This is a genomic window from Streptomyces sp. NPDC002602 (assembly GCF_042889445.1).
GTDB lineage: Bacteria > Actinomycetota > Actinomycetes > Streptomycetales > Streptomycetaceae > Streptomyces.
The window spans coordinates 217,412-231,372 of record NZ_JBIAQX010000002.1 but is presented as its reverse complement, the minus strand read 5'-3'; the positions used below and the strand labels follow the sequence as shown (position 1 = coordinate 231,372).

The 13,961-nt window shown below is 69.8% G+C and carries 10 protein-coding genes; 6 read left to right on the top strand and 4 right to left on the bottom strand.

Annotation, left to right across the window (positions count from 1 at the left end; genetic code table 11):
• Window positions 1-124 precede the first annotated feature (124 nt).
• Entirely contained in the window at window positions 125-1,708 is a 1,584-nt protein-coding gene (locus ACFYW3_RS06360; protein ID WP_389385697.1) for an amidohydrolase, read from the top strand.
• A 56-nt stretch (window positions 1,709-1,764) separates the two neighbouring features.
• On the opposite strand, the gene ACFYW3_RS06355 is transcribed toward ACFYW3_RS06360, so the two are convergent.
• The 3 genes from ACFYW3_RS06355 to ACFYW3_RS06345 form a co-directional block, all read right to left on the bottom strand.
• Complete coding sequence (locus ACFYW3_RS06355) at window positions 1,765-2,652, bottom strand: phosphatase PAP2 family protein (protein ID WP_389385696.1); 888 nt, start codon at window positions 2,650-2,652, stop codon at window positions 1,765-1,767.
• Window positions 2,653-2,747: 95 nt separating this feature from the next.
• Window positions 2,748-3,779, bottom strand: coding sequence for a LacI family DNA-binding transcriptional regulator (locus tag ACFYW3_RS06350; protein ID WP_351756926.1), 1,032 nt, complete (start codon window positions 3,777-3,779; stop codon window positions 2,748-2,750).
• Window positions 3,780-3,826: 47 nt separating this feature from the next.
• Window positions 3,827-5,458: an alpha-amylase family glycosyl hydrolase gene (locus tag ACFYW3_RS06345; RefSeq protein ID WP_389385695.1), complete on the bottom strand. Its 1,632-nt coding sequence runs from the start codon at window positions 5,456-5,458 to the stop codon at window positions 3,827-3,829.
• Window positions 5,459-5,680: 222 nt separating this feature from the next.
• On the opposite strand from ACFYW3_RS06345, the gene ACFYW3_RS06340 reads away from it, so the two are divergent.
• On the top strand, window positions 5,681-6,955 hold the full coding sequence (locus tag ACFYW3_RS06340) for an extracellular solute-binding protein (RefSeq protein WP_351756932.1): 1,275 nt from the start codon (window positions 5,681-5,683) through the stop codon (window positions 6,953-6,955).
• On the opposite strand, the gene ACFYW3_RS06335 is transcribed toward ACFYW3_RS06340, so the two are convergent.
• On the bottom strand, window positions 6,939-8,192 hold the full coding sequence (locus ACFYW3_RS06335) for an RNA-guided endonuclease InsQ/TnpB family protein (protein WP_389385694.1): 1,254 nt from the start codon (window positions 8,190-8,192) through the stop codon (window positions 6,939-6,941). The two genes, ACFYW3_RS06340 and ACFYW3_RS06335, sit on opposite strands and share 17 nt — an antisense overlap.
• Before the next feature lie 187 nt (window positions 8,193-8,379).
• Between ACFYW3_RS06335 and ACFYW3_RS06330 the strand changes: the two genes are divergently transcribed.
• The 4 genes from ACFYW3_RS06330 to ACFYW3_RS06315 are packed head-to-tail and all read left to right on the top strand — an operon-like array spanning window position 8,380 to window position 12,941.
• On the top strand, window positions 8,380-9,417 hold the full coding sequence (locus ACFYW3_RS06330) for a sugar ABC transporter permease (RefSeq protein WP_351756938.1): 1,038 nt from the start codon (window positions 8,380-8,382) through the stop codon (window positions 9,415-9,417).
• Window positions 9,414-10,286, top strand: a complete 873-nt coding sequence (locus ACFYW3_RS06325; RefSeq protein ID WP_389385693.1) for a sugar ABC transporter permease — start codon at window positions 9,414-9,416, stop codon at window positions 10,284-10,286. Before ACFYW3_RS06330 ends, ACFYW3_RS06325 begins: the two co-directional genes overlap by 4 nt.
• A gap of 49 nt (window positions 10,287-10,335) precedes the next feature.
• Complete coding sequence (locus tag ACFYW3_RS06320; protein WP_351756943.1) at window positions 10,336-11,937, top strand: glycoside hydrolase family 13 protein; 1,602 nt, start codon at window positions 10,336-10,338, stop codon at window positions 11,935-11,937.
• Entirely contained in the window at window positions 11,925-12,941 is a 1,017-nt protein-coding gene (locus ACFYW3_RS06315; RefSeq protein WP_351756946.1) for a LacI family DNA-binding transcriptional regulator, read from the top strand. The genes ACFYW3_RS06320 and ACFYW3_RS06315 overlap by 13 nt, the downstream gene beginning before the upstream one ends.
• Window positions 12,942-13,961 lie beyond the last annotated feature (1,020 nt).

The following is a 13,961-nucleotide window of genomic DNA, read 5'->3' as shown; positions in this document are numbered from 1 at the left end:
TCGTGCCCGCCGTCCTCCTCGGCGGCCCCGGCCTCGCCCGGCGCCTCAGGACGCGCCGCCCCGACATCCACGCCCGCTTCGCCGAAGAGCCCGCCACCCGCGCACACCCCGAAGGAGAAGAGCCGTGCCCGCTGCCGACACCGTCCTCACCGGAGCCCGCGTCCGCACCCTCGACCCCGACCGCCCCGAGGCCCAGGCGGTAGCCGTCCGCGACGGCGAGATCCTCGCCGTCGGCGACGCGAGCGACGTACGGGACTGGCGTGGACCCGCCACCGAGGTCATCGACCTCGGCGGCGCCACCCTCACCCCCGGCCTCACCGACGCCCACAGTCACCCCGTCTGGGGCATCGAGATGGCCACCGGCACCGACCTCTCCACCGTCCGGGACCTCGACCAACTCCGCGCCGCCCTGCGCGCCGCCGACCGAGGCCCCGGAGGCTGGATCGTCGGCCACGGCCTCGACCACAACGCCTTCGGCGGCCGGCCCGTCGACCGCTCCCTCGTCGAGGACGCCCTCGCCGGCGCCCCCGCCTTCCTGCGCCTGTACGACGGCCACTCCGCCCTCGCCTCCGAAGCGGCCCTGCGGGCCGCGGGCATCACCGGGCCGCGCACCTTCGCCCAACGCTCCGAGATCGTCTGCGACCCGCAGGGCCGACCCACCGGCCACCTCGTCGAACACGCCGCGATGGACCTCGTCGGCGCCCTCGTCCCCAAGCCCTCCTCCACCGAACGCCGCGACCGCCTCCTGGCCCTCCTCACGGAGATGGCCGCCGGCGGACTCACCGGCGCCCACGTGATGGACCTCGGCGACGGGGACGTACCGGCCCTGCTCTCCACCGTCGAGTACGAGGGCGACCTGCCGCTGCGCCTGCGCCTGTCCCCCTGGTGCATGCCGGGCGCCGGCCCCGACGAACTGGAGGAACTCGTCGCACTCCAACTCCTGCGGGGCCGCCACTGGCAGGTCGGCGGGGTGAAGTTCTTCATGGACGGCACCGTCGAGGGCGGAACGGCCTGGCTGGAGCACGCCGACTGCCACGGCCAGGGCACGGACGCCTTCTGGCCCGACCCGCGCGCCTACTCCCGCGCGGTACACACCCTCGACGCCGCCGGCATCGGCACCGCCACCCACGCCATCGGGGACGCCGCCGTCCGACACGTCCTGGACACGGTGGCGGACCTGGGCCCGGGGGCCCGGGCACGACACCGGATCGAGCACATCGAGACCGTCCCCGACGACCAACTGAAGCGGTTCGCGGAACTCGGGGTGATCGCCTCGATGCAGCCGCCGCACACCGCGTACACCCGGGCCGACCACAGCGACGAATGGTCCAAACGGCTCGGCGACGACCGCGCGGGCCGCGCCTGGCGCTGCCGCGACCTGCGCGACGCGGGGGCGGTGCTCGCCCTCGGCTCGGACTGGCCCATCGCCCACCACGACGCCCGTCAGGTCCTGGTGACCGCCCGCAGCCCCCTCGGCGCGGCCTCGACGGGAGCCGCCCTCACCGGGCTGATGGCACTGGAGGGCATGACCTCGCACGCCGCACTCGCGGCCGGCGAGGAGAAGGTGGCGGGCCGCGTCGCGGCCGGATTCCGGGCGGACCTGACGGCCTTCACCCTCGACCCCGTGGACTCGACACCGGACGAGGTGGCCGAGGCACCGATCCGACTCACGATGTCGGGCGGCCGGATCACGCACAGCACGGTCTGAGAAGAGAAGCAGGATGAGAAGAGACGAGCAGAGAAGAGACGAGCAGAGGGGAACGGTCAGCGCGTGAAGCGGTTCGCCAGCGCCGCCGCCACCGGATGCCGATCCACGGCCCGAGGGTGGCGGGGCAGCCGGTGCGGGAGCGCTCCGTACCAGGCGCGCGAGACCGTGTAACCGAAGGCCAGGCACAGCATGCCGCCCACGGCGTCGAGCCAGAAGTGGTTCGCGGTGGCCACGATGACGACCAGCGTCGCCGTCGGGTAGAGCAGGCCCAGGATCCGCGCCCAGGGCGCGGAGGCGATCGCGAAGATCGTCAGCCCGCACCAGAGCGACCACCCTATGTGCATCGACGGCATGGCCGCGTACTGGTTCGACATGTGCTTGAGGTTGCCCGAGGCCATGGAACCCCAGGTGTGGTGAACCAGCACCGTGTCGATGAAGTCCTGCCCGTTCATCAGCCGGGGCGGCGCGAGCGGGTAGAAGAAGTAGCCGACCAGGGCGACGCCGGTGGTGGCGAAGAGCACCATGCGGGTGGCCGCGTAACGCCCCGGGTGAAAGCGGTAGATCCACACCAGCACGCCGATGGTCACGACGAAGTGCAGCGTGGCGTAGTAGTAGTTCATGCCGACGATCAACCACGTCACCGAGTTGACGGCGTGGTTGATCGACTGCTCCACGGCGATGCCCAGGGTGCGCTCGACGCTCCAGATCCAGTCGGCGTTCGACAGCGCGACCGCCTTCTGCTCCGGGACGGCGTTGCGGATCAGCGAGTAGGTCCAGTAGCTGATCGCGATCAGCAGGACCTCGAACCAGATCCGGGGCCGCCGGGGCGTGCGGAGCCGGGTGAGAAGAGAACGTTCGGAGGCCGGGCGGGCCTCGTTCTCGGTCACGGTGGGTGACGAGACGTCCGTCCGGGTTTCCAGTGTCTTCACGCTCGCTTCACCCATGAGGAAAGAGTCTGCCAGATACGTTCTCGCCTTCGATCATCCCGTGGGACGGTCTTGGGACCGTCCGCTCAACCCCGGGGATGACGGGATCCCCCTCAGGGCGTACGCCGCTGCCTCGGCCCGGACGCGGTGGAACCGCGGACCACCAACTCGGGGAGGAAGACGAACTCGCTGTGCGGGGCCGGCGTACCGCCGATCTCCTCCAGCAGCGTGCGGACCGCCGCCTGCCCCATGGCCTGTACCGGCTGCCTGATCGTGGTCAACGGCGGATCCGTGAACGCTATGAGAGGGGAGTCGTCGAAGCCCACCACCGACACGTCCTGCGGAACCCTCAGACCCCGCTGCCGCGCGGCCCGGATCGCACCGAGCGCCATCATGTCGCTCGCGCACACCACCGCCGTGCAGCCCCGCGCGATCAACGCGGTCGCCGCGGCCTGCCCACCTTCCAGCGTGTACAGGGAATGCTGGATCAACTCCTCGACCTCGGCCTCGCCGAGCCCGAGCCGTTCCTTCATGCCGAGCCGGAAGCCCTCGATCTTGCGCAACACCGGCACGAACCGCTTCGGTCCGACCGCGAGGCCGATCCGCGTGTGACCGAGCGCCGTCAGATGCGTCACCGCGAGCTGCATGGCCGCCCGGTCGTCGGGAGAGACGAAGGGAGCCCGGACCTTGTCGGAGAACCCGTTGATGAGGACGTACGGAACACCCTGCCCGCGGAGCTGGTCGTAGCGCCCCATGTCCGCCGTGGTGTCGGCGTGCAGACCGGACACGAAGATGATCCCGGAGACCCCGCGGTCCACGAGCATCTCCGTCAGCTCGTCCTCGGTGGACCCGCCGGGCGTCTGCGTGGCCAGCACCGGGGTGTACCCCTGCCGGGTCAGCGCCTGGCCGATGACCTGCGCCAGCGCCGGAAAGATGGGGTTGTCGAGTTCGGGGGTTATCAGACCGACGAGTCCGGCGCTGCGTTGGCGCAGCTTCACGGGCCGCTCGTAACCGAGAACGTCGAGCGCGGCCAGCACGGATTCGCGGGTGCCTGCGGCCACACCGGGCTTGCCGTTGAGCACGCGGCTGACTGTGGCTTCGCTGACCCCCGCCTGGGCTGCGATGTCGGCTAGCCGTGCGGTCACGGGATTGGACTGTACCGGTCACGCGTCACAATGCCCACCACGTCGCGTCACAATGCCCACCACGTGGAGGAGTCCGGGGGCAACAGGACACTGCGACCGTCCGTCTCCACGGGCGCGCTGGAGAGCACGGGCCTCCCCGGCGACGGGAGTTGAAGCGCCCGCGCCCGGGTGTTGACGGTGCAGGCGAAGCCGGGGCGGGTGAACAGCAGCACCCCCTCCGGAGCGGGCAGCCACGTCAGGCCCCCCGCCTCCGGGGAGCCCAGCCCGGGCAGCGCGCGCCGCAGCTCCAGAGCCGCCCGGTACAGCTCCAGCGTGGAATGCGGGTCACCGGTCTGCGCGGCGACGCTCAGCCCCGCCCAGTCGGCGGGCTGCGGCAGCCAGCTCCCGCCCGGACCGAAGTCGTACGGGGGTGCCTCCCCGGACCAGGGGAGCGGGATCCGGCACCCGTCACGCATCCCGTCCTGCCCCGAGCCGCGATGGAAGGCGGGGTCCTGACGGACGGCGTCGGGGAGGTCGGTGACCTCGGGCAGTCCGAGTTCCTCGCCCTGGTAGACGTACGCGGATCCGGGCAGCGCCAGCATCAGCAGCGCGGCGGCCCGCGCCCGGGCCAACCCCTGGGCGCCGCCCCCGTACCGGGTCACGTGCCGCACCACGTCGTGGTTGGACAGCACCCACGTCGTCGGCGCACCCACGGAAGCCGTCGCGGCCAGCGACTCGTCGATGACGGTGCGCATCGCGACGGCGTCCCACGGACAGTTCAGGAATCGGAAGTTGAAGGCCTGGTGCATCTCGTCGGGCCGCACGTACAGCGCGAGCCGCTCCGAGGTCGGGGCCCAGGCCTCCGCCACCCCGATCGCGGGCCCCGGCCGCGGGCCCTCGTGCGCGTCGAGGAGCCGCCGCCAGGAACGGTGGATGGCGTGGACCCCGTCCTGGTCGAAGAAGGGGAGCGGCTCCGTGCCGATCAGGGTGGCCTGGGCGGCGCGGCCGATGTCCGGCAGCCCGGGCGCCTTGACCATGCCGTGCGCCACGTCCACCCGGAACCCGTCCACGCCGAGGTCCAGCCAGAACCGCAGCACGTCCGCGAACTCCGCCGCCACCTCGGGATGGTCCCAGTCGAGGTCGGGCTGCTCGGGCGCGAACAGGTGCAGGTACCACTGTCCGTCCTCGACGCGGGTCCAGGCGGGACCCCCGAAGATCGACTCCCAGTCGTTGGGCGGCAGCTCGCCGGCCGCGCCCCGTCCCGCCCGGAAGTGGTACCGCTCCCGGGCGGCGGGGTCCCTCAGGGCCGCCCGGAACCACGGGTGCTCGTCGGAGGTGTGGTTCGGCACCACGTCCACGATGACCCGCAGCCCCTGGGCGTGCGCGGCCCGCAGCAGCTCGGCCGCGTCGGAGAGGTCGCCGAAGAGCGGATCCACGGCCCGGTAGTCGGCGACGTCGTAGCCGCCGTCCGCCTGCGGGGATACGTAGAAGGGGGTCAGCCACACGGCGTCCACCCCCAGACGGGCCAGGTGGGGGAGCCGCTCGCGCACCCCGTTCAGGTCGCCGACGCCGTCGCCGTCGCTGTCGGCGAAGGACCGCACGTACACCTGATAGATGACGGCATCGCGCCACCAGCCGTCGCCCGCGCCGGTGTTGCTGGAAGCGCTTGCAAGCCGGGGTGCGGTCAGCTCATGGGTCATGTGGGGGTCAACGCGGGGACACACCCCCTGGTTGCGGGCCCGTGGACTCGAAGGCGACTCGAACTAACAGCAAGCTGCGGCAACCGTACGGACACACGGATGTAACGATCACCATCGCTTGCAGAAAATTGCCGCAAGCTCTTTCGGTCGGCTTTCAGTCTTGTTACGTTCCTGGCAACTCGGGACCGCGAGGAAGCGGCCGGGATCATCGAAGGAGTTCATATGCGGCGTGGCATAGCGGCCACCGCGCTGGTCGCGGCCCTGGCGCTCGCGGCGACGGCTTGCAGCGGTGACAGCGGGAACGACAACGGCGACACCAAGGCCGGCGGTGAGCTGACCGGCACGGTGACGTGGTGGGACACCTCCAACGACGCCGAGAAGGCCAGCTTCCAGAAGATCGCCGAGGCGTTCACCGCGAAGCACCCGAAGGTCACCGTCAAGTACGTCAACATCCCGTACGGCGACGCGCAGAACAAGGCCAAGAACGCCTTCACCAGCGGCTCCGAGGCCCCTGACGTGATCCGCGCCGACGTCGGCTGGGTCGCCGACTTCGCCTCCCTCGGATACCTCGACGAGGTGCCCGCCGAGACCGCCAAGAAGGTCGACGCGGAGTTCCTCCCGCAGGCCGCGGCCAGCGGCAAGTACGAGGGCAAGACCTACGCCGTCCCGCAGGTCATCGACACCCTCGGCCTCTTCTACAACAAGAAGATGCTCGCCGACGCCGGCGTCAAGCCCCCCACCACCCTGGAGGAGCTGAAGACCGCCTCCGCCGCCATCAAGGCGAAGACCGGCAAGGCCGGCCTGTACCTGCGCGGCGACGACTCCTACTGGTTCCTCCCGCTGATCTACGGCGAGGGCGGCGACCTCGTCGACGCGAAGACCAAGACGGTCACCGTCGACAACCCCGCGGGCGTCAAGGCCTTCAAGGCCGCCCGCGACCTGGTCACCTCCGGCGCGGCGATCACCAACGCCACCGACGGCTGGGTCAACATGCAGACCGCCTTCAAGTCGGGCGAGGTCGCCATGATGATCAACGGTCCCTGGGCCGTCGCCGACAGCTACGCCGGCGACCAGTTCAAGGACAAGGCCAACCTCGGCGTCGCCGCCGTCCCGGCCGGCTCCGCCAAGGCCGGCGCCCCCCAGGGCGGCCACGACCTCGCCGTCTACGCCGGCTCCAAGAATCGCGCCGCCGCACACGCCTTCGTCGAGTACATGACCTCCCAGGAAGTCCAGGTCCAGTCCGCCAAGGACCTCAGCCTGCTCCCGACCCGCACGGCCGCCTACGAGCAGCCGGACGTCAAGTCCAGCGAGATGGTCCAGTTCTTCAAGCCGGCCGTCGACAAGGCCGTCGAGCGCGCCTGGATCCCGGAGAACGGCTCCCTCTTCGAGCCGCTGAAGGTCGAATACACCAAGGCGGTCACCGGGGCGGCAAGCCCCGAGGACGCGGCCAAGGCGGCCGGCGTCGAGTTCCGCAAGATCCTCAAGGGCTGGAATTGACGTGGTCCCCGGCCTGAGGGCCGGGGATTCCCGCGGTGGCCGTCAGGCCACCGCAGGAGCTTCCTGTTTCATCGCGTCGTGCCGGGATCGCTCCCGGTCCTACCGGCGCTCCGCAGGCGTTTAGCCTGTCCGCCCGCCCGGCGGCCAGGGTGTTGTGAGAGGCGTTCTCGTCGCGGTCGTGGACGGTCGCGCAGTTCGTGCAGGTCCACATTCGGATGTGAAGGGGTTTGGGGCCATCATGATGACCACATGCGCTGCACATCTGGGACGTCGGCACGAACCTGCCGATCTTCCCGAAGTACCGGCCGTGCTTGACGGCCTTGTAGGCCAGCATGTTCAGGAACGCGGTCCAACCCGCATCGTGAACGGACTTGCCCAGCCTGGTGCGTGCGAGTGCGGACACCGCGAGGTCTTCCACGTACACCGCTTGGTTGTCGCGGATGATGCGTGTGGACGTCTTGTGGTGCCAGTCCCGGCGGCGGTCGGCGACTCTGGCGTACTGCCGGGCAAGCCTGCCGCGTGCCTTGGCCCGGTTCTTGGAATCCTTCGTCTTGCGCGACAGATCCCGGTGCAAGCGCTTGAGCTTCTTCTCCGCCCGGCGCAGGAATCTCGGCGAGGAGATCCTGGTGCCGTCGGAGAGCACGGCGAAGGTGGTCAGGCCGAGGTCGATCCCGACTTCCGCCTCTGTTTCGGGCAGAGTCTCGGGTGCGGTGTTCACGACAAAGCTGACGAAGTAGCGGCCCGCGGAGTCCTTGACCACCGTCAGGGAGCTGGGCGCGGCGGGCAGCGGCCGGGACCAGCGCATCGCGAGGTTTCCCACCTTCGCCACGTACACCCGACCGTCGGCCAAGAGCGCGAAGGCATTGCTGGTCAGGCGGATCGAATGCCGCGAGTCCTTCTTCGACTTGTACCGCGGGGGCGAGACCTTCCGGCCGTTGCGCCCGCCTCTGTTCGAATCGAAGAAGTTCTTGAACGCGGTATCCAGATCCCGCAGGGACTGCTGGAGCACGACCGCCGACACGTCGGCCAGCCAGGCCCGTTCAGGGGTCCGTTTGGCCCGCGTGATCAGGCGCTTGGAGAGCTCCGCGGACTTCACGTACGGCAGGCCGGCCTCCCGCGCCGCCCGGCGGGCGCTGAGGCAGTCGTTCCACACCACTCGGGCACAGCCGAACGCCCGGGCCAAAGCCAGGCGTTGCGGTCCGTTCGGATAGACCCGGTAGCTGCAGCGGAGCATCACGGGCGTGACCGTAGTCCCGGGCCACCTCGGACAGTTGCACGGTTCCGAAAAAGTACTGAATCAGCCGATGTTGCCACCTCCAAGACAAAACAGGGATGCAGGGTGTTCGTTCCGAAGCTGACACGCCGCACGGACCTCACGTGCCGCATGCGTCAGGACAGCGCCTCAGAAAGGCGGGCCGGCTGAGATGGCTGCTCACACCAGCCAGTCGGTGGCGAAGGCCGCGGGCAACGATGACGGCGCCAAGAGCGACGACATCGAGGCCCGCGGCCTGAGCCGCAGGACTGACAGCGGGAACCGCGGTGGCTTCAAGCGCGCGCTGGCCACCCACTGGTACGCCTGGACGATGATCACCCCCGTGGTGCTCGTCCTCGGCGTCATCATCGGCTGGCCCCTCGTACGAGGCGTCTACCTGTCGCTGACCGACGCCAACGAGCGCAACGTCGGCCGCACCATCGGCGCCAACCACATCGAGGCCACCTACGAGTTCGTCGGCCTCGACAACTACGCGGCCGTCCTCTCCGACCCCGTGTTCCTGCAACGGCTGGTGTGGACGGTCAGTTGGACCGTCCTGTGCGTGTCGATCACCTTCGCGCTCGGACTGGCCCTGGCCACCATGCTCAACCGCGACTTCAAGGGCCGCGCCGCCTACCGGATGGCACTCATCCTGCCCTGGGCCGTCCCCGGCTTCGTCTCCGTCTTCGCCTGGCGGTTCCTCTTCAACCGCGACAACGGCATCCTCAACAAGCTGCTCGACGGCGGCGGCATCTCCGCCATCCCGTGGCTCGACGACCCGACGTGGGCCAAGGTCTCCGTCATCACCGTCAACGTCTGGCTCGGCGTCCCCTTCATGATGGTCGCCCTCCTCGGCGGCCTCCAGTCCATCCCCGGCGAACTCTACGAAGCCGCCGAGATGGACGGCGCCACCCCCTGGCAGCGGTTCCGGCACATCACCCTGCCCGGCCTGCGGGCCGTCAGCATGACGGTGATCCTGCTCTCCACCATCTGGACCTTCAACATGTTCCCGGTGATCTTCCTGCTCACGCGGGGCGGACCCGGCGACTCCACCGAGATCCTGGTGACCCAGGCCTTCCGCCAGGCCTTCGTGGCCAGCCCCCGCGACTTCGCGGGCTCCGCCACCTGGGGCGTACTCATCCTCGCCCTGCTCATGATCTTCGCGCTGGTCTACCGGCGCTCGCTGCGCAAGCAGGGAGAGGTGTGGTGACCGTGTCGACCGCCACCAACAAGGAACAGGCGACCGGACCCCGCCGGGGACGCCGCTCCCCGACCGCCTCCGTCGGACTGCACGCCACCCTCGCCATCGCGTCCGTCATCGCCGTCTTCCCGGTCCTGTGGGTCCTGCTGACCTCCATCAAGCCCGCGAAGCACGCCATCAGCACCGACTTCGTGAAGGAACCCACCCTCGACAACTACCGCTACCTGGTGGAGTCGACCTCCTTCTTCTCCTGGTTCGCCAACTCCGTCCTCGTCGCCGGCGTCACCACGATCCTCGGCGTGTTCATCGCGGCCACCACCGGCTACGCCGTCAGCCGGTTCAAGTTCCCCGGCATGAAACCCCTCATGTGGACCCTGCTCATCACGCAGATGTTCCCCATGGCCATCCTCATCGTCCCGCTCTACAACCTCATGGGACAGCTCGGCCTGCTCAACCAGCCCGTCGGCCTGATCATCACGTACCTCACCATCGCCGTGCCCTTCTGCGCCTGGATGATGAAGGGCTTCTTCGACACCATCCCGGTCGAGATCGACGAATCCGGCCGCGTCGACGGACTCAACCCCTTCGGCACCTTCTGGCGACTGATCCTGCCCCTGGCCAAACCCGGCCTCGCCGTGACCGGCTTCTACGCCTTCATCACCGCCTGGGGCGAAGTCGCCTACGCCTCCGCCTTCATGGTCGGCGACGAGAACCTCACCCTGGCCGGCGGACTGCAGACCTTCGTCACGCAGTACACCTCCAACTGGGGAGCGATGACCGCCGCCTCGGTCCTCATCGCCATCCCCGCCGCCGTCTTCTTCCTCTTCGCCCAGCGTCACCTCGTCGCCGGGATGACCGCAGGCGCGACCAAGGGCTGACCACCCCTGCCTGCTCCCGCATCACCGGCCCGATCTCTTCAAGGACGACATGACCCAGCACCTCGCCGACGCCCTCCCCACCACGACCGGTACCCAGCCCGGCTGGTGGAGAGAAGCGGTGATCTACCAGGTCTATCCACGCAGCTTCGCCGACTCCAACGGGGACGGCATGGGGGACCTCGAAGGCATCCGGAGCCGACTGCCCCACCTCAAGGAACTGGGCGTCGACGCCGTCTGGCTCAGCCCCTTCTACGCCTCCCCGCAGGCCGACGCCGGATACGACGTCGCCGACTACCGCGCCATCGACCCCATGTTCGGCACCCTGCACGACGCCGACGCCGTGATCCGCGAAGCCCACGCCCTGGGCCTGCGCATCATCGTGGACCTCGTCCCCAACCACTGCTCCGACCAGCACGAATGGTTCAAGCAGGCACTCCGCGAAGGCCCCGGAACCCCCCTGCGCGAACGCTTCCACTTCCGGCCCGGCCAGGGCGCCGACGGCGAGCTGCCCCCCAACGACTGGGAATCGATCTTCGGCGGGCCCGCCTGGACCCGCGTCGAGGACGGCGAGTGGTACCTGCACCTCTTCGCACCCGAGCAGCCCGACTTCAACTGGGAACACCCTGCCGTCCAGGACGAGTTCCGCTCCATCCTGCGGTTCTGGCTCGACCTCGGCGCCGACGGCTTCCGCATCGACGTCGCCCACGGCCTCGTCAAGGCCCCCGGCCTGCCCGACCTCGGCCGCGACGAACAACTCAAGCTCCTCGGCAACCAGGTCCTCCCCTTCTTCGACCAGGACGGCGTCCACGAGATCTACCGCTCCTGGCGCACCGTCCTCGACGAGTACGCCGGCGACCGCATCGGCGTCGCCGAGGCCTGGACCCCCAGCGCCGACCGCACCGCGCTGTACCTGCGCCCCGACGAACTCCACCAGGCCTTCAACTTCCACTACCTGAACACCGGTTGGGACGCCGACGCGCTACGCTCCGCCATCGACGAGTCCCTCGACGCCATGCGCCCCGTGGGTGCGCCGACGACGTGGGTGCTGTCCAACCACGACGTGGTACGGCACGTGACCCGGTACGGGGGCGGCGCCCAGGGGTTGGCCCGGGCGCGGGCCGCCGCGCTGCTGATGCTGGCGTTGCCGGGGTCGGCGTACGTCTACCAGGGCGAGGAACTCGGACTGCCCGAGGTCACCGACCTCCCCGACGCCGTCCGCCAGGACCCGTCCTTCTTCAAGGAGAACGGCCAGGACGGGCTCCGCGACGGCTGCCGCGTACCGATCCCGTGGTCCGGCGAGGAAGCCCCGTACGGCTTCGGCAGCGGCGGCAGCTGGCTGCCGCAGCCCGCCGACTGGGCCGGCCTCAGCGTCGAGGCCCAGACCGGCGACCCGCACTCCACGCTGGAGCTGTACCGGGCCGCGCTGCGCATTCGCCGCGAGCGCGACGACCTGGGCGCGGGTGACTCCGTGCACTGGCTGGACGCTCCCGAAGGCGTACTGGCCTTCCGCCGGGGCGCGTTCACCTGCACGGTCAACACCACCGGGGAGCCCGTACGCATGCCGCTGCCCGGCACGGCACTGCTGGCCAGTGCCGAGCTGACCGAAGCGGGCGTACTGCCCGGCGACACGGCGGTGTGGTGGCAGGGGTGACCAACCCCCTCAGGTTGACGGACATCGCCGCGCAGGCCCAGGTCAGCGAGGCGACCGTCAGCCGCGTCCTCAACGGGAAAGCGGGCGTCGCGGCCGGCACCCGGCACAAGGTGCTGGCCGCGCTCGACCTGCTGGGCTACGAACGCCCGGTGCGGCTCAAACGCCGCAGCAACGGCCTCGTCGGCCTGCTCATCCCGGAACTCACCAATCCCATCTTCCCGGCGTTCGCCCAGGTCATAGAGCAGGCGCTGGCGGGGCACGGGTACACGCCGGTGCTCTGTACCCAGACGCCGGGCGGGGCCACCGAGGACGAGCTGGTCGAACAACTGGAGGAGCGGGGGGTCACCGGCATCGTCTTCCTGTCCGGCCTGCACGCGGACTCCTCCACCGACCCGTCGCGCTACCAGCGGCTAGCCTCCCGGGGCGTGCCGTTCGTCCTGATCAACGGCTTCAACGAGCACGTCAACGCGCCCTTCATCTCCCCGGACGACCGGGCGGCCGCCGACATGGCCGTCCGGCACCTCGAAGACCTCGGGCACCGCCGCATCGGCCTGGCCATCGGGCCGACGCGCTACGTCCCGTCGGCGCGCAAGGAGGCCGGCTTCACCGCCGCCCTGCCCTCGGCGGCCGCCGAAGGGCTCATCCAACGCACCCTGTTCACCGTCGAGGGCGGCCACGCGGCGGGCGGAGCCCTGCTCGACCGCGGGTGCACCGGCATCGTGTGCGGCAGCGACCCGATGGCGCTCGGTGTCATCCGCGCGGCCCGAGAGCGGGGACTGCGCGTACCGGAGGACGTGTCGGTCGTCGGCTTCGACGACTCCCCGCTGATCGCCTTCACCGACCCCCCGCTGACCACGGTCCGCCAACCGGTCCGCGCGATGGCGACGGCCGCGGTGGGCGCCCTGCTCGAAGCGGTGTCGGGAACACCCGTCCAGCGCACGGAGTACGTCTTCCAACCGGAACTGGTGGTGAGGGGCTCGACGGGCCAGGGGCCGGGGGGCTGAGGGGGCTTTGGTGGGGCGGGGGTTTGAGTGAGTGGGGCGGGGTCGGGGGTGGGCGGGGTCCGCTCGGGCGGGGGTGTGAAGGGGTTGGGGGCGTCCCGTCAGTCCACTGTCCTTCCGGTTCGGCCCGGTCCCTCAAGGGCGCTCGCTGCGCTCGCGTCGCTTCGCGATGGCCTGCGGCCACCCTTGACCGACCGGCCCGAACCGAAATGCCAAGACTGTCGGGAAGCCCCCGAAGGATGGCCGGGGGGGGGTAGGGGGAGGGAGAACGGGGCGGTCAGAGAGGTACGAGGACGCTCCGCTCGCCGGGCCCCTCAGTCCCGAGTCTCATGATGTCGCCGACACGCACCTCGGGGCAGGCGCCAGATCGCTACACACTTGCTCCCGACTCAGCGTCCGCAACTCGTCGTGCGCTGGACATAAGCCGCGCCAGATCGCTACACACTTGCTCTCGGCTCGGCGTCCGCAGGTCGTCTCAGGCTGGGCATAAGCGGCGACAGATCGCTACGCACTTGCTCTCGGCTCGGCGTCCGCAGGTTGTCTCAGGCTGGGCATAAGCGGCGATCTGGGTGATGGGTGCGCGTGGGAGAGGCGCCTGCGGGCGATCAGGGGCGCACTCGTGGATCGTTGGGCGCCTGACGTCAATCGGGGATGACTCGACCGTCTTCTGTTGCCGTTCAGGCTCTTCACGGCAAGCAGGCAGAGCATCATGGGGAGTTGGTGGAGCGAAAGGACATCTCCTTCAACCACAGACTCCGTCAGACCGCCCGCCACTCCCCGCAAGCCCCCATCAGGGATGTACAAGGCATCCGCCGATCACGGCCATCACGCCATGACCTCGGGCTGCTTAGGTCCAGCCCACGACGGGTTGCAGACGCTGAGTCGAGAGCAACCGCCCACGTTCTGTCGCGGCTTGTGTCCAGCGCACGACGGGTTGCAGACGCTGAGTCGAGAGCAACCGCCCACGTTCTGTCGCGGCTTGTGTCCAGCGCACGACGGGTTGCAGACGCTGAGTCGAGAGCA